Genomic DNA, 22,309 nt, shown 5'->3' with positions numbered 1-22,309 from the left:
CGGGGCGGGCCTGCGCGATACTGCCCCCGTGGAGTGGTTCGAGCAGGTCCTGGCAGCGGAAGAGGCGCGTGACTGGGACACGGCCATCGCATTGGTCAGTGCCCACGCCGAGTGCTTCTCTGGGGATCATTACAGGCACGACAACCATCTGTGGCACATGGATCTGCTCGTTCGCGCCGAGCGGTTCCCGGAGCTCGCGGAACTCGCCCGTACGGATGTCCACGCACGCCGCAGACTCAACGGCTCGCTCGGCGAGCGGGGGATGACGGCGGCGTTGCGCAGCCGCGCCGAGGACGGTGACCGTCACGCCCTCTACGTCCTCCTACGGCTGCTGTGCGAGACCGATCGCGTCCAGGAGGCCCGGGGAGTGGTTCAGGACCTGGGTCCGGAGGATCAGTACGCCAACGAGATCGTGGCAGGCTTTCGACCGCAGTGAAGCGGTGCGCGGTTCCGTTCGCCGCCCCCGCCCCCGCCCCCGCCCCGACGACGCGCCCCGGGTCTCCGCGGCCGCTCCGGCCCCGCCGGCCGGACGGCGGACCCACACCGCTGTCCCGCGAAAACGCGTCAGATGCCTGATGGGTGCCGGAAGGTGGAGGAAGTGCGGCCGGTGCCCGGACACGGCATCCGGCACGCACCCTCTGTGCGTTTGCTGTTCGCCTCCCGTACGCCTTTTCCGTATCTGATGGCGGACGGCTGTGAACACGGCGAGTACGATCCCGCCTGTGCGCTGCCGTCTCGCTCTGGGTTGCACGCCCGGCGTCCGGGCTGACAACGTTGTCTTCTGGTGAGGCCGAACTGTGCGTGCGTATCGCGACGCTGGAGAGGTTACGTGTCCATCAGATCCCATCCGCCCTTGCCCCGCGTGACACATACGAGAACATCGGGTCTCCGCCGCAGCCCCCTTCGGGCGGCGGTCGCCGCGCTGCTGACCGGGGCGCTCGGCCTCGCGGCGCTCGCGGGTGGTGGCGCGGCCGTGGCCGCGCCCGCCTCGACGGCGTCCGCGGGTTCCGCGGGAGGCTCCGGCGGTACGGACTACACGAAGCTGGTCGACCCGTTCGTGGCGACCGCCGGCGACGACGGCAACGACCTGCCCGGCGCCCAGGCGCCGCACAGTCTTGCCAAGGTCAGCCCGCTGACCACGCCGAACCGCAACCACCCCGGGTACGACTACAACGAGGACCACATCGCCGGTTTCACCGCGACGAACCTCGACGGCGTCGGCGGCTCGGGAGGCGGTGGCGACCTGCTGGTCGTGCCGACCTCCGTGCGGTACGACAAGCGGCCCGCGCCCAGCACGTACGCGCACGCGTACAGCCACGACGACGAGACCGCGACGACCGGCTACTACCAGGTGGGCCTCGGGGCCATCTCCGGAACCGGGTCCGCGGTGACGCAGGACCCCGGCACCATCAAGGCCGAGGTGACCGCGACCACGCGCACCGCGCTGGAGCGGTTCAGCTTCCCCGCCGGGTCGGACCCCGAGCTCGTCCTCGACCTCGCGAACAACTTCACCAGCCGTACCCGTTCGACGATGAAGGCGACGACGCTCCCGGACGGGACCACGTCCATCAGCGGGCTCATCGCGGGCTCGTTCAACGGCGCCTCGTACAAGCTCTACTACGACGCCACCACGAACGTCCCCGTGACCTCCCTGAAGAGCTGGGGCGCCGACGGCAGGCTCGGTGACGCGACCTCGCAGGACGGCGCCGACACCGGCGCCGTCCTCGGGTTCGACAAGTCCCACGGGGACGACGTCGAACTGCGCATCACGCTGTCGCCGATCAGCGCGGAACAGGCCGCGACCGACCAGCGCAACGAGGTGGGCGACCTCACCTTCGACCAAGCGCGGGCGCGGACGAAGGCGGAGTGGAACAGCGCGCTCGGCGCCGTCGACGTGCGGGCCTCGGCGAAGGCCGACCCCGGGTCGACGCTCACCAAGGAGTTCTACACGCACCTGTACCGCATGTACGCGCTGCCGGTGAACGCCACCAGCACCAGCGGCACGTACCGCGGCGCGGACGGGGCGGTGCACAAGGCGAACGGCTTCACGTACTACGACGGCTGGTCCACCTGGGACGACTTCCGCAAGTACTCCGTCGAGGCCTACATCGACCCGGCCACCTACCGGGACATGATCCAGTCGCTGGTCGAGCTCTTCGCCGATGCCCGCGCCTCCGGCAAGAGCCTCGGCAGCCTGACCCACTCGGTCCCGACCGTGCGCTGGGAGCGCTCGGCCGTGCTGGTCGCCGACGCGCTGTCGAAGGGCTTCAGGAACTTCGACCGGCTCGACGAGGCGTACCCGGCGCTGCTGTCGTACTCCGGCTACTACACGGGTGCGCAGCTGCGGCAGGGCTACGTCACCGGCGACCCCGGTACGACCGTGCAGCGCGGCTACGACCAGTGGGCGCTGTCCGTCATCGCCGACGCGCTCGGCAAGAAGGACGACGCGAAGAAGCTGCGCGCGCAGTCCACCATGGCGGTCGACAACCTGGTGAAGTCCGGTGCCTGGACCGCGGCCGACGGCACCAAGGTCGGTCTGCTCACCCCGCGCGCCGCGAACGGCGACTGGCAGAGCGCCGACTACGAGAAGTTCGAGGCGGCCGGCCTCTACCAGGGCACGCTCTGGCAGTACCACTGGTACGACGCGTACGACATGGGCGGCCTCATCGAGGCCATGGGCGGCGACAAGGCCGGCAAGGCCGCGGTCAAGCACATGTTCGGCGAGGACTCGACCGTCGACGACGGCTCGACCATGCTGCACTCCAACGCGAATGAGATCGACCTCCAGGCCCCCTACCTCTTCAACTACGTCGGTGAGCCGAGCCTGACGCAGAAGTGGGTGCGTGCCATCTACACCGGCACGACCTGGAACCGCTACATCGCGACGGGCTCGACGAACGAGGCCCCGAGCTCCGGCGGCCAGTTCACCCCGCCGATCAAGACCCAGGTCTACAAGCTCTCCCCGAACGGCTTCCTGCCGACCATGGACAACGACGCTGGCACCATGTCGACCATGTTCGTCGGCGCGGCGCTCGGCCTGTTCCCGGTGACCGCCGGCTCCAGCCAGTTCCAGATCGGCAGCCCGTTCTTCGACTCCACGACGATCAGCTACGCCAACGGCTCGAAGTTCACGGTGAAGGCCGACGGCGTGTCCGCGAGCAACTACTACGTGCAGAACGCCACTCTCAACGGCAAGCGCTTCGACAACACGTGGCTGGACTACGCGCAGATCATCTCCGGCGGCACGCTGGACTTCACCATGGGCTCCACGCCCTCCCAGTGGGGCGCCGAGACCAAGCCCGCGTACTCGCTGAACACCGACGGCGGCGACACCGGTGACGGCGACACGGGCACGGACAAGGGCGACACCGTCGTCTCCGCCCGGCCGGGCACCGTCGCCACCGACGAGGACGGCACCCTCGACGACAGCGTGAAGCTCACCCTGGACGGCCCGGCGACCTTCGACGCCCACAAGGGAACCAGCCTCACCAAGACCGGTGCGGCGAGCGTGACCGGCCTGCCGAAGGGCGTCACCGCTGACCTGCGCGTCACCGGCAAGCGGACGGCGACGCTGTCCCTCACCGGTACCACGGACGTGGACGCGCGCTTCGGCGTCACCTTCCGCGACGCGGCCTTCGCGCACGGGGTACGGGCCTCGACGGTGAGCGGCACCGGGATATCCCCGACCGACCCGCTCCTCGTCTCCGCCGCCGCGGTGCACCGCGAGACCCTGGGCGCACTCGTCGACCAGGCGTCCGTGGTGCGCGGCGCCAACTACTCCGACGGCTCCTGGAACCTGTTCCGGTCGGCCCTCGAACGCGCGCGGACCGTCCTCGCGGACACGGGATCCGTGACGGGCACGATCATGGCCGCGCAGGACGCGCTGCTGACCGCCGTCGACGGGCTGACCATCGACGAGGGCGGCTTCGCCGTCCTGCAGGCCGAGGACCCCGACCAGAAGGAGGGCCCCAGCCTCGTCAGCGAGCGAAACAACTCGGACGGCAACCTCGGCGGCGTCACCGAGGGATCGTGGGAGCGGTTCACCCGGCTGGACTTCGGCGGGGTCGCCCCGCGGACCGTCTCGGTCCGCTACGCCAACTCGCAGCCGGCGAACGCCAAGCCCAGCAGCGTCGACATCCACGCGGGCGCCGCGGACGGCCCCCTCGTCGCCACCGTCTCGCTCCCCGGGACCGGCGGCTGGCAGTACTACAACACGGTGCAGGCGGCCGTCACCGACCCTGACGCCCTGCTGGGCGCCAAGAGCGCGACGTTCGTGTTCCACGCCCCGTCGGGCCAGCAGTGGGTGTCGAACTTCGACTGGTACCAGTTCTCGCCGTACGAGGTCTCGACGTCCCCGACGACCACGCTCGCCACGCTGACCGCGGTGAACAGCACCACGACCGGCAACGGTTCGCTGCCGCTCAACCTCGGCAACGGCATCTTCGAGAACGTGACGAACGGCGCGTGGGCGCAGTGGAAGGACACCGACCTCCAGGGCGGCGCCGACACCGTCACCGTCCGCTACGACAAGCCTCAGTCGCGGGCCGCGTCGGACTCGCACATCGAGCTGCACCTCGGCTCGAAGGACGGCGCGAAGAAGGTCGACATCCCGCTCGACTACAGCGGATCGGGCTGGGGAACGATCGCCACCACGAGCGTGCACCTCGACCCGAGCGTCTTCACCAGCGTCCAGGACGTGTACGCGGCGTTCGTCTCCAGCACGCAGACCGCCTCCCAGCCGTACGTGGGCAACGTCTACTCGCTGGCCCTGACGCGGACCGCCGACGCCCCCGTGGGCTTCGACGCCACCGCGTTCCGTTCGCACAGCGGCGGCGGCCTCAAGAGCGAGCCCGTCGGCTGGACCGGCTCGGGTACCACCACCGACCTCGGCGGCACCTACAACGGGGCCTGGATCGACTACGGGGACATCGACTTCGGCAGCTCCCCGAAGAGCACCGTCACCATCACCTACGTCAACAACTCCGCCCGCTGCGGCACCGGCTCCGCCGTCCAGCTCTACCTGGACTCCTTCGACGCGGCCGACCCCGGCACGCCGTACGCGACCGTGCCGCTGCCCGTCACGGGATCCGCGTGGTCGGCCGGAGGGACGACGAGCCTGACGCTGCCCAAGGCGGTCACCGGCACGCACACCGTCCACCTGCGGCTGACGACCACCCCGGATTCCTCGCACCCGTACGTCGCGAACCTGGGCCGGATCACCTTCAACCACGTGGAGACACCCCCCGTCACGGACAAGTCCGCCCTGCGGAAGGCGATCGAGCGGTACGAGGGGCTCTCCGCCGACGCGGAGCGCTACGACGCGATCGACTTCGGTGTGTACGGGCGTGAACTCGCGGCCGCACGCGTCCTCGCCGCCGCCGAGGACGCCACCCAGCTCGAAGTCGACACGCGGACGCGCAGCCTCACCCTGGCGGCGGGCCAGCTGGTCCCGCTTCCGCGGCTGAGGCTGGAGGACCTGGTCACGACCGCGTCGGCCCTCGACGACGACCGTTACACGGACGCGTCGTGGAAGGCGTTCACCGCGGCACTCGCCGCGGCGAAGACGGCGATCGCGGACGGGGGGGCCACCGACGCGGCCCTCACCGCCCGGTACGACACCCTCCGCCACGCCGTGTCCGGGCTCACCACGAAGCCCAGGACGGTGCCGGCCGCGCCTGACGCGGTGTCGGCGACCTCGTCCGGCACGAGCGTGACCGTCGGCTGGTCCGCACCGAAGGACACCGGCGGCTCACCGGTCACCGGCTACAAGATCAGCCTCAGCGACGGCCACCAGATCAAGATCGACGACCCGGACAGCCGGAGCACGACCTTCACCTGGCTGCGGTCCGGCAGGTCGTACACGGCACGCGTCCAGGCGGTCAACGCCGTCGGCACCTCCCAGCCGAGCGCCACCACGGCGCCCGTGGTCACCGGCGGTGGCAAGCCGCAGAAGCCGGCCGTGACGGGTGTGATCACCGACGGCGAGCGGGTCCGCGTGACCTGGCGGGCGGCCGGCGACGGCGGATTCCCGATCGTCGGCTACACCGTGGCCCTCGACGACGGAACCACCGCGCACGTTCCCGCCACCACGGGCACGACGCTGCTCACGACCACGGGCAGGGCGAAGGCCCACGCGGCCACCGTCACCGCGGTCACCCTGGCCGGCACCTCGGACGACTCCACCGCGACCGTCCCGGTGACCACCTCGGCGACCGCCGCGGCGGACGCCTCCGACCCGGCCTACGAGCCGTCCCCCTTCCCGGACGACACGCTCAACGCCACCTACACGTCCGACAAGTGGCCGGGCACCGGCGACGGGACCGACTACTTCTACGGCCTGCTCGACGGATTCGAGCACCTCGACTCCGGCATCCTCGCCGCCAACACCAAGGTGCCCTACGGCACCCCGCCCACCGCTGAGAACGACCGCATCGCCGTGCGCATCAACAACGCGGCGACGCAGAAGGAGGTGGACCGGGCCGAGGTCGACGCGACGAACAGCTCCACCGTCACGATGGCCGACGGCCTCGGCTCCCGGCTCGGCCAGATCTACCTGGACGCCCTGAACGACGGGCGGCTGCCGAAGACCGGCGCGCTGTTCTCCCGCGTCACACAGGGCCTCGACAGGGGCGGAGCGGCGAAGGACCACTACGCCTACCAGCGCCCCTACGTGCGGCTCGGGTTCGTCGGCGACGGCGGTGCCGTCTACGAGTCGCAGGACGGTTCCTACGGCAGCCTCACCACCAGCGGCTCCTACCCGAGCGGCCACACCTACGGCGGCTACGAGGCGGGGACCGTCCTCGCCACGCTCCTGCCGGAGCTGGCACCGTCGATCCTCGCTCGCACCTCGGAGTACGGGGACAACCGCATCGTCCTCGGCTTCCACTACCCGCTCGACGTCATGGGCGGCCGCATCGCCGCACAGGCCACCGTCGCGCACCGGTGGGCGGACCCCGACTTCGCGAAGCTGCTGACGCAGGCCCACACCGAGATGGAGAACGTGCTGCTCGCGCAGTGCGAGAAGGAGGGCTACGGCGACACGCTCGAGGCCTGCCAGGGCGACTCCTACGCCGGCCTGAACACGGCCCAGCACGTCGACCTGTACACGCGGCGCCTGGACTACGGGTTCTCCCGGGTCGGGAAGTCCGGGCAGGCCCTCAAGGCGCCGTCCGACGCGGCGGCCCTGCTGATCACGGCCTTCCCGGACCTGACCACGGCTCAGCGCGTCCAGATCCTCGAGCAGACCGCGACGGACTCCGGCTCCCCGCTGGACCTCACCGCGGACGGCGGAGCGAGCTGGGAGCGGATCAACCTGGCGGCCGCGATGGCCGCGAAGGTGGTCGTGGGGGCCGACGGGTCGGTCAAGGTGACGAACCACACCGACGCCACCAGGGCCAGTGTCGCCGACGCCAAGGCGATCACCGTCGGAGGCGTCGCGATCGACGGGTTCGACCCGGCCGTGTCCACGTACGTCGTCGACTGGCCGAAGAACAGGAGGATACCGGCCCTCACCGCCGTACCGGCCGACTCCGGCGCGCGGGTGAAGGTCACCGACGGCAGTTCGGTCCTGTCGTCGAACGGGCACCGCTTCACCACCCGCACCATCAAGGTGACCTCGGCCAACGGTTCGGTCACGCGGACCTACACGGTCGGGTTCCAGCCCACGGACCGCGACGACCGTCCTGTCGCGGCCGGCGGCAACGGCGGTGACCGCACTGCCGCGGTCGCCGACCTGCTGAGCCGCGGAGGCGACGGAACGGGCTCCGCCGGCGGCGCCGGATTCTGGGCGCCGTCGACGGAGTGGGCGAACCCCATGTGGATCCCTCGGTCGTAGGGCGCCATGTGACCGCCGGTCCCGCCGCGTCCGACGAGGCCGCGGCGGGTTCCGGCCGAGCAGCGAGAAGCACCGCACCGAAGACGGCCCCTGCGGGTGAACGACTGCCGTTCACCCGCAGGGCCCGTCGTCGTTCGTCCCCCTGCTCCTCGCGCCGGTTCAGGTCCCCGTGGCCTGGGCCGAAGGGGACTGCGCGCGGCCCGACGTCAGGCGGTCCGGATCCGGTCCCGCACCTCCGGCCGTGCCTTGAACCCGGCCGCCCTGTACGTGGCGATGGCACCGACGTTGGAACTCGGCGTGCAAACGCGCACGCTCGACGAGCCCATCTCCCGCAGCGCGGCCGCCCCGGCCAAAGTGATCGCCCGGCCGTAACCGCGACCGCGGTGGTCCTCGTGCACGCCCATCGGCTCGACCAGCCCCGGCTTCCCCGGACCGGCCGACCAGACCGTCACCACTCCCGCCACGTCGCCCTGGTCGTCACATGCGCCCAGGCACCGGGCGTCCGCGAAGAACGGTCCCGCCGACATCGCGTGCCAGTACTCGCCCGTAGGCCTCGAGGAGTTGAACGCCGACCGCAGGACGCCGGCGAAATCCTGCGCCTGCTCCGGGCCGATCGCCCTGATCCGCACGCCGGGGTCCTCCACCGGTTCGGCGAGACCGCGGAAGAGCGGTGTCCACGGCTCGTCGACCCCCCAGCCCTCCTCGGTCAACAGGTCGTGAAGCAGCAGGCCCAGCGGCGCCTCGATCGACACCGCTCCTTCCGGCAGCACGCCGCGCTCAGGCAGTGAGAAGTCCTCGACGAGCCGCCGCGCGAGGCCCTGATCCCGGAAGGCGTCCGGAGCGACCGTCATCCGCACCACCGTCGGCGAGTCCAGCATCCCGACCGCCAGGATCCGTCCGTCCCGGCTCCAGGTCCGGACCACCGCGGCCGTCTCGGCCGTTCCGAACCGGTGGTTCCAGCCGATGTCGCCCGGATGCAATTGCATCGGCGCTCCGTCGTACTGCCATTCCCGCAGCGCGGCCATGGCCTCGCGCACCCCGTCGACCGCCGGCGTTCCCAGCACAATCGTCATGGCCGGGATCAGACACCCCACCAAGAGGGTCCGCAAGCGATTAACCGACCCAGGAGTGCTCCCGAGACGGCCCGGCGCAGGCCCTGCCACCCGCGGTGCCAGGCACTCCGGGCCGCGAGTATCGCCGGCCCGGCCGCGGGCCGCCCGGCTCGCGCATCGGTACCGGTTCCCCGCGTGACCGCCGGCGACACGGAGCCATCCGGCGCGAGGAGACGCTCAGTTGTCGCGCCCGACGCCGCGATCGGGTGCGCTCATGTCGCCGGTTCCGGGCGTGCCGTCGGCGAGTCCGTAGCGCAGGTACACGGTGCCCGTCGGACTGGCCGCCGGCGGTTCGAGGAGGGTGACGTTCGTGGGGACCGCGCCGCCGTCGAACACCTTCTTGCCGACGCCGAGCACGATCGGGTGCACCCAGAGGTCGAGACGGTCGAAGAGCTTCTCGCGCAGGAGGGTCTGGACCAGGTCCAGGCTGCCGACGACCTTCACGTGCTCGTGCCGGTCACGGATCTCGCGCACCGCGCCGGCGAGATCCGGGCCGAGCTGCGTGGACCCGGCCCACGAGAGGTCGGGCTTGCCCCGGGAGGCCACGTACTTCGGGACGCTGTTGAAGAGCTTGGCGATCTCGCCGTCCTCGCCGTCCTTCTGGTGCGGCCAGTAGGCGGCGAAGATGTCATACGTCCGCCGGCCGAGCAGGAGGGCGTCCGTGCCCTCGTACGCGGCACCGACCTGCGCCCCGGCGACCTCGTCCAGCAGGGGTGCCTGCCAGCCGCCGAACGGGAACCCGGCCGGGTCCTCGTCGGGGCCGCCGGGCGCCTGCCCGACGAGGTCGAGGGTCGCGAACAGTTCGATGTGGATGAGGCCCACGGTCTACTCCCGATGCGTCGGTCGTCTCTGCCGGAAGGTAGACCGGCGGGCGCCGGCGAAATCATCGCTGCGGCGGCACCCGGTCCCCGGATCCTCGACCGTCCTGTCCGCAGCGTCGATCGGGTGCCCGGCGATGCCGGGGCCCGGGTGACGAGCGCTCCCGCTGTGCCTCGTCCCGGAACGCTCCCGTCGCGACGCTGACCACAAGCCGGATGAGGCCCTCGAGCTCAGCGTCCGAACGGATGACGCCGGTCTCCTGCGCCGCCCACGAGGAGCCCCTCCGGGAAGGTCCTGGAGGACCCGCCCTCACGGCCTGCCGAGGGCGCGCCCGGCGGGCAGGCGGCCCACCACGGCGCGGAACCTCGCCCGCCCCGCGCTGACGCTCGCCTCCCACAGGCCTGAGGCGTCACCGCTCACCGATAGGTTCTGGAGCCGTCGCTCCTCGGCGAGGAAGCCGGCGCCCGCCGTGTTCCGATCCAGCATCCCCATCGCGGTGAGCGCCGCGTGGCCGCACGACACCGCGTCATCAGCGCTTCCCGAGCCGTGGGCCGGCAGGGCGTACCGCAGGCAGAGGGCGGCGAAGAAGGCGTAGGTATCGGCGACATCACTGATCGCCTCCTCCTGCGGCTGGAGCTCCGGGAACCGCTCCAGCAGGAGTACGCGTTCGGCGGCACCGGCGAGCGGCCGGTCGGCGAACCAAAGGTCACGCACGGACTCCGCATACAGGTCCAGGTCGGCTTCCCGCCGCGGCACACCCGCCCGCAGACCGATGAACAGCGGCGCCATGCGTTCGGTGCACGCGGCGACGTACAGGCGAACCGCCTCGCCGCCCCGGTCACGAAGCGCCTCCCTGACGGCCTGGTCGACCAACGTCTTCACGTCCCGCCCCTTTCCCGACCAATGGATCGACAGGTTACCCAGCGGGCCGACAGGCGCAGCTCGACGGAACAGGATCTTGCCGTATCCGACGACATGACCGCGGCGGATCCGGCGCACCCGCCGTCTGCCGGCCACCAGCACGCACCGCCGCCGTCGGCACCGGGTTCTCGACGCCATGAAGGCATGGGGTCACGACATTGGGTACCCGGCGAACACGTATGAGGCCGAAGCCCACGAACCTCGCGCCCGCCCGGATGGTGGAACGCGACTCCTGGACAGGTGGCCACTGCGAGGGCCCACCCTTCTGATCCAGGCGTGTGCGGCACTGCAGGCATCCTGAGCCGGTGCCGATCGGCTCACCGCCTGGGTGGTGTGCCGCGATGACAGCGGCGGCGGCGACGGCCTGCGCCTTGCTCACTGATCGATGTCGGATGCGCGCTGTAGCTTCCCCGCATGGGTGTGTACCTGGTGAGCGTCGGCGCGGAGGAGTGGTTCGGTGATGAGGAGGACGGATGGGGCGAGGTCGCTTCAGCGCTCGACGCCGAACTCAGGCGGCGGGGCCTGCCGTCCTACGAGGACGTACCTCCAGAGACGGACTTCGCGGCCGGCTCAGGGCAAGCCTTCGAGGAGAAGCTGACCCCGCCGATGACGGGCTTCGACACCTTGTGCCGGACGCACCTGTCGCAGGAGGAATCGGAGACCCTCTGCGACTGGAGCGTGCTCGTACCCTTCTCGCTCGATGAGGAGATCTGCTTGCCCGTCGACTCCGGGTACTGCGAGTCGACCACGGTCGTCGGTGCGCCCCAGGTACTGCCGATCGCGGAGAAGCTGGCGGCGGCCATCGAGCTGCCGTCCGAGGCCCCGGAGACATGCGACAACCTCGACCTGAGCATGTGGTTCAGACACCAGGCGAAGGCCTTGTCCGCTACTCGGCCAGGACTGTGGAGCAAGGACCTGGACGCGGCCTTCTACGTCGCACTCTTCCTGCGCGCCGCCCAGCACGCGATACGGCGCGGGTGCCCCATCGTCTTGTCGTGAGACCCGTCTTCCGTGCTGTCGGCCCCCAGCGGATGTCACCCACCGTGCACTCGGGCGAAAGCCCTGGCCACGGACCGGCATGGGACGCGATACGGACTCTGGCCCGCCGGTTTCTCCTGACCGCGCTGGGCGACTGGCGCCAGCCGCTGCCGCGCCCCGCGCGCCCGCAGCGACCGGTGACCACGCCCGAGTCGCCCTCGCGACCGCGACGTCGCCGACGCCGCCCATTGCGGCGACGCGCACAGCCGTGCCGCGGTACGGCCACGGAGCGAAGCTCACCGGGTCGCCCGGCAGGTGGCCGGTGCGGCGTCGGTCTCACGGAGCTGACGGCAGCAGCCCGCGGGCCGTCGCCAGGGCCCAGGCGGCAAGGGTGAAACCGTCGTGGATGTGTCCCTTGGCGAGTTCGGAGCGCATCTCGTCGGGGGTCAGGGCCCGGAAGGCGTCGATCCCCTCCTCGCGCGCGCCCGGGCCCGGCGTCTCGGGGAACGAGGACGAGGCGAGCCGCGCGAGGTAGAGCTGGTCGCGGGCGCTGTGCATCCCCGTGTCGGAGGTGAGCTCGCCGAGATGGATCATCTCGGTCACCTCTCCTCCGAGTTCCTCCAGCAGTTCACGGCGCGCGGTGGTCGAACTCTCCTCGTCGGGCTCACCGAAACCCCGGGGGATCTCCCAGTGCCAGTCGCGGTCGGCGTGGCGGAAGTGGTGGAGGAGGACGATCCTGCCGTCGTCCAGGACCGGTAGGACGGCGGCACCTCCTCTGGGGCCCTCGGGGACGAAGCGGATGTAGGTGTTGACGCGCCCGGAGCGGAAGCGCACGGCGTCGCGGACCATGCAGACGTAGGGGTCGCGGTAGACGACGCCGATGTCCGCGCAATCCTCGGGGAAGCCGAACGCGACGGCCACCGCCTCCACTTCGCGGGTCACGTGGTCCTGTTCGGCTCGGTCGAGCAGGATCTCGTACGCGGTCCCCGGGGGGTTCACGAAGAGCTCCGGCCGTTGCTCCCGCAGGGCGGCGTAGGCCTTCAGGCGTGCCTCCCTGCGCTCCCGCACCGCGTCGCCCTCGGATCCGGCCTGTGTCATGTGTCGCCTCGTCTCTTCCGGTTCGTGCGGTCTCGGTCTCCGGCCGCGCCCGTCGAGCGCCGCCGCTGGGACGTCACAAGTACAGGGCCAGCGGGGTGTGCTGGATGCGGCCGGCCAGGTTCGGATAGTCGTCCAGTACCGTGAGGTAGTGCTCGTGGAGGGCCTGGACGACGTCGAAGGGCGCGCTGTCGGCATCGCACAGGACCTGCCTGCTCTTGCGGAGCAGCGCGCGTACGGTCTGTACCAGCGCGATGTCCAGGACGTACCAGAGGGGCAGGCAGACGGCTCCGGCGCCGCTGATGACCAGCGAGCGCATGAATCCCAGTACGTCGCCCCCGTCGGAGCGCATGCCCTGTCCAGCCACGCACGCGCCCAGGACGGTCAGCTTGTTGCGCGGCAGGCTCACCCGCAGCGCGAGGTCGAACTGGGTCAGTACGTCGTGGCTGCCGAGGTGGAGCAGCGGACCGGCGGCCTCCGGGCCGTCCAGGTAGGTGCCGTGGCCGGCGTAGACGAAGAACTCCGGCTCCTTGGCCACGAGTGCGCTCAGTCCGTCCCAGTCGGCGTCGTGGGCCGGCTCGGCGTACTCCAGGCCTTCCGGGGGTGGGCCGGCCACGAAGACCCTGCCGGGGTGCCAGCCGGTGCCGACGAGTTCGCGGCCCGACGCGTCGGCGTCGGTGGACAGCAGGGCCGTCAGGTCGTCGTCCTGTTCCATGAGCTGGCGCTTGAGCAGGTGGCGGCCCTGCGTGACGAAGGCGGCCACGCTGACGGAGTGGGAGAGCGGGACCCGTGCGGCGAGTGGTCTTGTGTCGCCGGGGCCCACCGCGACGTGGAGCGGTATGGCGAAGACGTGGTCCGTGGGGATCAGGGTGAGATGGGTCGTGGTGGCACCGTCGTCGACGCGGTCCCAGACGGGTGCGAGGAGGAGGTCCCAGACGTGGCGGCAGGTCGCTTCGGAGGGCCACGGCGACTCGGGGTCGGAGATGTCGGCCCACACCAGTTCGGCCAGGTCCGCCACCTTTTCGTAGGGGATGCCCGTCACGGTCGTCAGACGCCCGTCCCGGCAGACCATGACGCCGAGCGAGTCGGGCACCGCTCCTACGCCGCCCGTGAGTCCGTCGGGCGCGGCGTATCGGAAGTAGCGCACCACGGCGGAGCCCGGGTGGTTGAGGGTGTACTGGACGAGGCGGTGCGCGATGTCCTCGTCGTGTGGAACGGAGGTCAACGGGGCGTCCAGGAAGTGCTCTTCGTACTCCCGCTCGCGTTCGGCCAGGACCTCGCGCAGGGCCTGGGTCAGCTCGGGTGAAGCGGCCCGGAGCGGGGCGCGCACAGCGGGACCGGGGCGGGGGCCGGAGGCTTCGGGGGAGGGTGCTCCGGCGATGCGATGGGCGGGCGGCCTGAGCGACGAGGGATGCGAGGAGCCGAGCAGGTCGAGCAGTTCACGGCCGGCGGACTCCTCGACCAGGGAGAGGACCCTCTCCTGGTCGGCCTGCGCGTCGTGACCGTGGACGACGGCTTCGGCGATGGCGTGCAGGAACGCCGGTCGCATGTGGCGGGCGTACGTCCGCTTGTAGGCGGGCAGGGCGATGGCGGATCGGACCGAACGCGCCAGGCCCAGCCGCCGTGTGAGGACGTCCTCCGGACGGCGCTCGGGCGGCAGGGCTTCGGCGGTCCGCTGGTACCCGCGAACGGTGTAGGCGTAGAAGTCGACGTCCAGCCCCGCGTGGTGTCCGTCCGCCAAGTCGTCCTGCTCGATCTCGTCCAGGAGTCGCCTCAGCTCCTCCAGCCCCCGGCCGCCCCCGGTGCGGAGCGCGAGATTCTGCCGGGCGATGGCCCTTCCGCGTTGCCACGGGAGGGTCAGCAGTTCCTCGAAGTGCCGCTGGGCGTTCTCCGGGTCGCACAGCGCCTGATTGGTACGTGACTGCGCCACCCGGTAGACGTCGGCGAGGCCCTCGGAGATCGCCAAGGAGCGTGAAGTGACCGCCAGCGACTCTTCGGGCCGTCCGGCCTCACGGAGTGCGATGGCGAGGTTGTGGAGGACGTTGGAATAGCCGCGGAGGAACTCGCGGTGGCGGGCGGGAGTGCCGGGCGTCGGAGGGACGACGACGTCCACGCCGTGCAGGTGGGCCAGCTCCTCGATCTCCCGCAGGAGCGCCTCGAGTTCCGTGACGAACCCGCCCCTGGCCGCTGCCTCTCCACCGTCCCGCATCGGCTGCCCCTGCTCCTCGAACCGCGCGCGTTCGCGGTTGCCGCGCAGATCCGGCACGGCCCACCACAGTCCGGCCCGCCGGGCGATGCCGACGGCGGTGCCGAAGGAGATGCGGGCGGAGGTGAAACTGCCCAGCCGGTACCGGATCCGGCCCTCTCCGTCGAACCACCGGGCGGCCGCGTAGGCGGCGAAGGGGTCATCCGCCGGCAGTTCACCGCGGAGGTGGAGATCGTGGAGCAGCCGGGCGTCGTCCCGTGAGGCCTTGATCAGCTGCAGGCCGGTGAACAGCTTGTACGTCACATCCGCGTGGACGATCTCGCACCAGTGGGCGCCCACCCGGCGCGCCGTGGCCCTGATGTCGTTCCGCCCGCCGTGGCCGGACTCCCCGGCCAGCCGCAGGAGGCGCAGGGCGCCGCCCTGCCGCATGGGGACGTCGAAGTCCACGTCGAAACGAAGGATGACGTCCTCGACGTCGAGTCGGCCGATGAGAGCGAGAATGGCCGAGACGGAGTCTTCCGGCTGGGGGCTCGTCGACTGGGGCATGGCCTGTTCGGCTCCCGCTTCTGTGAGGACGGGGTGGTCGGGGGAATCAGCGGCGGCGGGCCGCCCGATGGACCGCCGCTGTGACGGCCAGGCCCACGGCCACGCATGCGCCCACTGTCACGACGGGCGCCGGCGGGGCGTGACCGAAGTGCAAGCGCCACAAGGTCAGCACCAGCCAGCACACCGAGGATCCGAGCAGGCCCGCGGCGGCCGAGTCGATCCAGCGGTAGGGGAGTGAGGCCGCGGATACCGCGGCCTGCCTGAGCACGGCCAGAGGCAGGAGCAGCGCGACGGCCGCGAGGACGAGGATGGTGGGCAACTGGGCGGCCTTCGGCAGCGGAAGGTCGTAGTCGAGGGTCTGCACCACGGTCAGCGCGGTGAGCAGGGATCCCAGTGTCGAGGTCTGCACCAGGCTCAGCCGGTTGCGGTACTCGTTCAACGCCCGGTCGGTGACCGCGGTGGCCGCGGTGCGCGCCGCCTCGGCCCGTTCGCGGGCGGTCGACAGGTACTCCAGATCGTTCTGGACCTGGGCGACCAGGGTCTCGGCCGCGGCCAGGTCGCGCTCGGGCCAGGAGGTACCGTGTCCGACGCGGCGCAGCCGGGGTGTGTGCAGGCGCAGGTTCGTGATCGCGATGTTCACCGTGCGGGCCAGGTCGCGATGCTGGGTGATCGTCCACAGTGTTCCGTGGGGCCCGAGTTGGGTCTGGTCGAGCATGGCGGCAGCTGCCAGGACGTCCTTGAGACTGACCTGTTCGCCGGAGGCGCCGGGCTGCAGCGCACGCAGCAGGGCGCGGCTCTCCCGGTCGCTTTCGGCCCGGCGCTCGTGCAGGGGCTTGGTGGAGGCGAGCGTGTGATAACGGCGAGCCTCGTAGCCGACCTTGGCGGCGTGCATCAGGTAGCGGGTCAGCGGCCGTAAGCCGTTCTCGCCGTCCTTCGCCCAAACCCACTCGTCCAGTGCCTCCTCGGCTCGGAGCGGGGCGAGGACGCAGAAGTCGGTCACCACGTTCCTCGGGTCTCCCGGGCCGGTGCGCCAGACGGAGAACCCGTGGTCGGTGACGTCGTGCCCACGCCACCAGGTGTCCTCGTCCGGGGCGGACGGCGGGGCGTGGCGTCGGACCGATTCGGCCACGGGGGGCTGTGACCGGGGCGTCCCCGCCTGGTGCAGCGCGGTGAACACGTGGAACTCGCCCAGGATCCCGTCCGGTGGGGGGTCGGTGACCCCCGCGGCTGTCAGGGCCGCCGACCACTGGTCCAGCAGGGTGCTCCACTGCCCGAGCCCGGCGTCGAGGTCGTTCGGCGCCATCAGGGCGACCAGCCCGAGCACATCGTGCTCGGCGAACCGGAAAGCGGCGTGGATGCCGGGGCCGCCCGCTCGCTTCGCCGCTTCCAGGATGGTGAACTCCGCTGTGACGGCTTCGGATCCGGGAGCGGGTCTTTCGCGTGAAGGCAGCCCGCCGAACGCCTCTGTCATGCCGAGCAGGCGGCACGCCTCCCACAGGCGTCCGAGGTATTGCCGGGGGGCGGTGTCCTCCGGCTTCGGTACGGCCGGCACGAAGCATGTGATGATCAGCGACGGTTTGACGAACCGTTGCACCAGGCGTCACCCGATTCCAGACGTAGGCGAATGGCGCTCAGTCGGTCGCGGGGCCCGTGTCCCTCTCGTCGCGCGGTTCGTCCGGGCCGTCCAGATCGAGGATGAGTATCTCGACCAGGACGTTGCGTTGCTCGCGCCGGTCCGCGGGGATGAGGGTCTTCAGGGCGCCGGGCAGGGTCTGGGCACGATTGGCGGACTCCAGGTCCTGCAGACCGGCGAGGCCCTTGTTGATCGCGTCGTCGGAGCCGGCGGTCACTGCGGCGTACAGATCTGCGAGCACTGCCTCCACACGGGCCCATCCTTCGGCCGACAGGAGCCAGTCGTCGAGCGCTTGCAGTCGGTTGACGGCACGCCGCTTCACGTCGACATCCACCGGTGGCCCCCCGCTGCCGCTCTCCCGTATCCGCTTCCGGAATGAGGGCCCAAGGATATCGCCCGGGGGCCTGTGCGCGGCTGGAATTCCGGACTCGGCGGGCGGGGTGAGCAGTTCCGGCATCCGGTCGGCGTGGGGCCCGGACCTCTGCCGAACCCCGTCGGGGTGCCCGGCGCCCGCCGCTCGCTCAGATGCGGTGCGAGTGGGCGCCGACCGCCTGGCCGCCTGCCCGTCCTGGTGCCGGTAGGGCGTTGCCCCGGCCGGCCGAGGATGCCGGGGGCCGGGCGCCGTGCTCGGGGATACGGCGCCCGGCCCGCCGACGGGAAGAACCCGCCGTGGCTAGAGAGAGCGTCCCGCCGCGACCCGCCCGACGATGCCGCGGCGCGCCCAAAGGACGCGGCTGATCGTCCGGGTGGACCATGGCATCGGCCGCGCGCGGTCCGCGCTGGGCCCCGCGCGACCGGCCGCCCCGTCGCGTGAGGGGCGGCCGCGGGCGGCGGCTATGCCCGTTCGAGAGTGACGTCGTGGGTGACGATGGCTCCCTTCTTGAGCCGGACGGTGGCCACGGTCGGCCGGTAGCCGTCCTTGGCGACGATCACGGTCAGCGGGTTGTCATGGGTGTCGAGCCACAGACCGAAGGTGCCGTCCGTGCGAGTGGTGAGCGTGTGGGAGCCGGCCCGGCTGTCGATCTGCACGGTCGCTCCGGCCAGTGGGGCGGCGCCTCCCGCGGGGGTCGCCCCGAGGATGGTCCCGCTGATGTCGCCCCATGTTCGGGGCGGGTCGACGTGCAGGGTGACGGGGATGTCGGGCACCGCGTACGGGGTGTCGGTGAACAGGGCCAGCCGGGCGCCGTAGTCGCCGGGCTGCGCGACCTCCAGTTCCGCGGTGTCGAAGGTGAGGGTGAGCACCGTCCTCTGGCCGGGGGCCAGGGTGATCTTCCTGGCGGACTCGCCGAGCCAGCTGACCTCCGACAGGCCTTCCTGGTCGTAGCCGGGCAGGAGTTCGACGGTGGCGGTGGGGGAGAGCTCGTAGGCGTCGACGGTGCCGCCGACCTTGTAGAAGCCCGTCGCGCCGCCGCTTCTGAAGGTGGGGGTGTTGGCGTTGGGCAGGGTGTTCCACGAGCCGGTCGCGGGGTCGAGGGCGAAGCCCTCGTTGGTGAGCCGGCTGTCGTCGGTCACTCCGCCGGAGACCAGCAGCAGTCCGTTGGCCGCGGTGTACGCCGCCCCCCACAGCGGGATCGGCATGTCGGGCAGGGCGGACCACGTGTCGGTGGCGGGGTTGTAGACGTAGGTGGAGGACACCGCGACGGCGCCTCCGCTCTCCCCGCCGGCGCAGTAGATCCTGGTCCCGATGGCGGCGCAGGACTGCCAGGCGATGGGCTCCGGATAAGGGGCGATCTCGGACCAGCGGTCGGCCCGGGGGTCGTAGACGGAGGCGTCGGTCGTGCCGCAGCTCGTGGCCGAGCAGCCGCCGATCGTGTACAGCTTTCCGCCGAGCACGGTGCTGCCCGATCCGGCGTAGGCCCTGGGCGCCTTCGCGCCGCTGGTCCAGGTGTTGCGGACCGGGTCGTAGACGTCCAGGCCCGGGTCGATGCCGCCGGTGCTGCTGCCCCAGCCGCCGGCGGCGTAGAACCTGCCGTCGATGAAGCCGTGCGCGGGTGCGCGGCGCGGATGGGGGGACGAGGTGAGCCGGGTCCAGGTGCCCGTTTCCGGGGAGAGGCGGTAGAGGTCGCCGGTGTCGTCCTCGCCGTCGTACCCGTATGCCGAGTAGACCTTGCCGTCGTAGGTGTCGACGACGTTGTCCATGATGGCCGTGGGCAGGTCGGTCACGGGCTTCCAGGCGTCACCCGAAGGCCCGGCCCCCGCCCCGGCGGAGGCGGTCGCGGATCCGCCGGTCCGTGTGCTCCGGCCGTCGATCTGCGCGGGGTGCGCGGCGCCGCCGGACGGCGGGAGCCGTCGCGGGCCGACGCGTCGCAGCGGTGCGCCGTCCTCCGTGCTTCCGGAGCCCGCGCGTTCCGCCAGCGTCAAGGTGGCCGGCGCGCCCCCGGTGTTGGTGACGGTCAGTTCCCGGGTCGCGCTCTTGCCCAGGACCGCGGTCGCCTCGATCGGGTCGGTCGTCAGGGACAGCCGGCCCGCCGTGAGCTTCCATGCCGAGGTGACGGCGGTGTCGGCGCGTGCCGTCACCGTCTTGGTCCGCTCCGTGTAGTGCGGCGCCGCCGCCGTGAGGGCGTGCTCGCCCAGGGGCGCGGTCAGGGTGAAGAAGCCGTCGCCCAGGTTCGGGTCGTCGGGCGTCGCCCGCGTGATCGTGCTCAGGGCGGGCTCGTCGGGGGAGGTGACGGCGGCGGACGCCAGCCCTGTGCCGGTGTTGGCGTCGGTGACGGTTCCGGTGATCAGGCCGGCCGGGGTGGGGGTGAGTTCCCGGCTGCCGACGAAGACGTCGTCCACGGCCCACCACAGGGCGTAGGAGGCGGTGTAGTGGAACCGCAGCCGGACCGAGGGCCTGCCCGCGTAGGCGGCCAGGGACATCTCGATGTGCTTCGGGCCGGCCGCGTCGGTGGTCAGGGACCGGATGTTCTTCCAGGTCGCGCCGTCGTCGGTGCTGACGTCGAGGTCGGCGGTCTGGCCGAAGAAGGGCATGAGGTCGGTGTCGAAGGCCAGTTCGGGGACCGCGACGCCGGTGAAGTCGAAGCGGGGGCTGACGAGACTGGAGTCCTGGGCGGCCGGGTAGCCGTAGTGGTCGCTGTCGACCACGGCGAAACCGCCGTCGCCGCCGGTGTTGTTGGACCGGCCTCCGGGGTCGTCGAACGCCCAGCCGCCCTGGGTGCCCTCGGCGTTGACGACCGTCCAGCCCTCGGGTGCGGAGTTCGTCGAGGTGAACCGCTGGGTCGGGCCGGTCAGCTTCGGCGCGTAGGCGGGGGCGCCGGCCGACCAGACGTCGGCGGGTACCGGGATGTCGAGTTTCTGCGCCGTCGTGCCTGCCGCGAGGTGCCGGGTGACTTCCTCGTAACCGGGCAGGGAGGCCGTGACCCGCAGGGTGTGCGCGCGGTTCTGGGGGAGCGTGACGCTGTACGCGCCGGTCGCGGGGTCGGTCCACACCGGACCGCCGGGCGCACCGTCCACGACGATCCTGGCGTAGAGCGGCCAGCCGTGGCCGGAGCCGTCGGCGATCTTCCCCGTGATCGTGCGGCTGGGCACCGTGTGCAGTGCGTAGTCCCTCGTCAGGGCGGCACCGTCGGCGATCGTGACGTCCGGTGTGGACACGGTCGCGTAGCCGAACGCCTCGACGCCGATGTCGTACGTTCCGGCCGGCAGGGACAGGACGTAGGCACCCGAGGCGTCGGAGTGCACCACGACGTCCCCGCCCGATATCGCCGCCCCGGCCACCGGTCGCCCGGTCCCGGAGTCCGTGACCGTCCCGGAGACCTCCCCGCGCGGCCCGCCGCGGAAGGCGCCGAGGCCGCGGGGGGTGCCCAGTCCGGTCGGTCCGTCGTACCCCGGCCCCGCGGTGCACAGATAGGCGGGGTCGCACTCGCCGTTGGACCCGCTGGTCACATCGTTGAGTCCGCCGCCGGCGGCGTAGGGGTAGGAGTTGGGGTAGCTGTCGGCCGCCGGCGTTCCGGCGGCCGCGTAGATCCCGGCGATGATCGGCGTGGCCGCGCTGGTCCCTCCGTACACCTGCCAGCCGCTGTTCCCGTAACTCTGGTAGACCGCGACGCCGGTGGCGGGGTCCGCGACGGCGGAGACGTCGGCGACGGTACGCCGCGGGCAGCCGGTGTCCTTCTGGAAGGACGGCTTAGGCTGGTAGGCGGAGCAGCCCGAGCCGGTGCCGCTGTCACCGGTGCTCCAGACCGACTCCGACCATCCCCGCGGGGTGCTCGGGTCACGGGCGAGGGAGGTCCCGCCGACCGAGGTGACGTAGGGGGAGGCGGCGGGGTAGGGGACCCCGTACTTCAGGTCTCCCGACGCGACGACCATGGCGACACCGGGGTGGTTGTAGTGCGTGTCGGTGGTCTCGGCGGGGTCCTCACCGCCTCCGGGGTAGCTGTCGTAGTAGGAGCCGTAGGAGTTGGAGACGAACTTGGCGCCCAGCGCGACGGCCTGGTCGACGGCCGCCCCGAGGTTCTCGCGGCCGGCGCTGTCGGCCTCGACCAGCAGGATGTGCGCGCTCGGCGCCACGGCGGACACCATGTCCAGGTCCAGCGAGATCTCCCCGGCCCATGCGGGGTCGGGCTCCGGGTAGTCGGTGCCGCCGCGCTGGTCGACCTTGCGGAAGCAGCCGTTGCCGGTGGTGCAGGCCGGCAGCCCGTACTGCTCCCGGTACACCGCCAGGTCCTGCTCGGCGGTGGGATCGTCGTACGCGGCGACCACGGCGACGGTCTGGCCGGTGCCGCTGCTGGGCGGAAGGTCGTAGGCGCTGCGCAGATCGCCGGCGCCGTAGCCGGCCGGCTCCGACGACCGTCCGGCGGTCGCGAGGTCCGTGCGGCGCAGGGCGAAGCACGCGAACTCGTTCTTCTTCGGCGCGGAGCAGGAGGGTTCCATGGACAGCCCGTTGTCCCTGGAGGCGCCGGCGGCCTGGTGCGTCGCACCGGACGGCGTCTGTGCGGCGGCCGGTGCCTGCGTCCCCAGGAGGGTGAGCAGTGACAGACTCAGCGCCGTCAGGCCCGCGGTGAGTCTGTGCCGGCCGAAGCGCGCGACGTTTCTTGGTATAGGCAAGTATCCGTTCCCGTCTGTCCGGTGACGCGTCATCAACGGTGGGGCGGCGATGGGGAATGAATCCATTCACCGCGGCCCCATTAGACATCGCCTCGTCCGGCCAGGTGGGTCGTTGAGCT

Annotated in this window: 11 protein-coding genes; 3 read left to right on the top strand and 8 right to left on the bottom strand. The window is 71.5% G+C overall.

Translation table 11 applies throughout. The features are described 5' to 3' along the window. Positions 1–28 precede the first annotated feature (28 nt). Both PV342_RS34140 and PV342_RS34135 read left to right on the top strand, forming a co-directional pair. A complete protein-coding gene (locus PV342_RS34140; RefSeq protein ID WP_400805978.1) occupies positions 29–436 on the top strand; it encodes a hypothetical protein in 408 nt (135 codons plus the stop codon). Between the two features lie 426 nt (positions 437–862). After that, positions 863–7,834 (top strand): glycoside hydrolase domain-containing protein, encoded by a 6,972-nt coding sequence (locus PV342_RS34135; protein WP_500320064.1) that lies wholly within the window; start codon positions 863–865, stop codon positions 7,832–7,834. Between the two features lie 206 nt (positions 7,835–8,040). Here the strand turns inward: PV342_RS34135 and PV342_RS34130 are convergent, their stop codons facing one another. The 3 genes from PV342_RS34130 to PV342_RS34120 form a co-directional block, all read right to left on the bottom strand. After that, the gene (locus PV342_RS34130; protein ID WP_400805983.1) at positions 8,041–8,907 is read right to left on the bottom strand and encodes a GNAT family N-acetyltransferase; all 867 of its coding nucleotides are present in this window, start codon (positions 8,905–8,907) and stop codon (positions 8,041–8,043) included. Positions 8,908–9,123: 216 nt separating this feature from the next. After that, complete coding sequence (locus tag PV342_RS34125; protein WP_386995738.1) at positions 9,124–9,768, bottom strand: dihydrofolate reductase family protein; 645 nt, start codon at positions 9,766–9,768, stop codon at positions 9,124–9,126. Between the two features lie 306 nt (positions 9,769–10,074). After that, positions 10,075–10,788 (bottom strand): hypothetical protein, encoded by a 714-nt coding sequence (locus PV342_RS34120; protein ID WP_400805986.1) that lies wholly within the window; start codon positions 10,786–10,788, stop codon positions 10,075–10,077. A 312-nt stretch (positions 10,789–11,100) separates the two neighbouring features. Between PV342_RS34120 and PV342_RS34115 the strand changes: the two genes are divergently transcribed. Beyond that, entirely contained in the window at positions 11,101–11,685 is a 585-nt protein-coding gene (locus PV342_RS34115) for a hypothetical protein (protein WP_500320061.1), read from the top strand. A 315-nt stretch (positions 11,686–12,000) separates the two neighbouring features. On the opposite strand, the gene PV342_RS34110 is transcribed toward PV342_RS34115, so the two are convergent. The 5 genes from PV342_RS34110 to PV342_RS34090 form a co-directional block, all read right to left on the bottom strand. Beyond that, on the bottom strand, positions 12,001–12,762 hold the full coding sequence (locus PV342_RS34110; protein WP_018559474.1) for an NUDIX hydrolase: 762 nt from the start codon (positions 12,760–12,762) through the stop codon (positions 12,001–12,003). Positions 12,763–12,835: 73 nt separating this feature from the next. Continuing rightward, the gene (locus PV342_RS34105; protein WP_400805993.1) at positions 12,836–15,511 is read right to left on the bottom strand and encodes a CHAT domain-containing protein; all 2,676 of its coding nucleotides are present in this window, start codon (positions 15,509–15,511) and stop codon (positions 12,836–12,838) included. Between the two features lie 46 nt (positions 15,512–15,557). Next, a complete protein-coding gene (locus PV342_RS34100) occupies positions 15,558–17,105 on the bottom strand; it encodes a CATRA conflict system CASPASE/TPR repeat-associated protein (RefSeq protein WP_400805994.1) in 1,548 nt (515 codons plus the stop codon). A gap of 37 nt (positions 17,106–17,142) precedes the next feature. Then, positions 17,143–17,478: a CATRA system-associated protein gene (locus PV342_RS34095; protein WP_500320058.1), complete on the bottom strand. Its 336-nt coding sequence runs from the start codon at positions 17,476–17,478 to the stop codon at positions 17,143–17,145. 500 nt (positions 17,479–17,978) lie between these two features. After that, positions 17,979–22,190 (bottom strand): carboxypeptidase regulatory-like domain-containing protein, encoded by a 4,212-nt coding sequence (locus PV342_RS34090; RefSeq protein ID WP_500320056.1) that lies wholly within the window; start codon positions 22,188–22,190, stop codon positions 17,979–17,981. Positions 22,191–22,309: the final 119 nt, after the last annotated feature.

Source organism: Streptomyces sp. PA03-3a, from assembly GCF_033792735.1.
In the GTDB taxonomy this organism is placed as follows: domain Bacteria; phylum Actinomycetota; class Actinomycetes; order Streptomycetales; family Streptomycetaceae; genus Actinacidiphila.
This window is presented reverse-complemented; position numbering and strand designations above follow the sequence as displayed.

Excerpts from the sequence above, each read along its gene's own strand:
- PV342_RS34130 (WP_400805983.1), bottom strand. The coding sequence starts at position 8,907 with ATGACGATTGTGCTGGGAACGCCGGCGGTCGACGGGGTGCGCGAGGCC.
- PV342_RS34115 (WP_500320061.1), top strand. The coding sequence starts at position 11,101 with ATGGGTGTGTACCTGGTGAGCGTCGGCGCGGAGGAGTGGTTCGGTGAT.
- PV342_RS34110 (WP_018559474.1), bottom strand. The coding sequence starts at position 12,762 with ATGACACAGGCCGGATCCGAGGGCGACGCGGTGCGGGAGCGCAGGGAG.
- PV342_RS34105 (WP_400805993.1), bottom strand. The coding sequence starts at position 15,511 with ATGCCCCAGTCGACGAGCCCCCAGCCGGAAGACTCCGTCTCGGCCATT.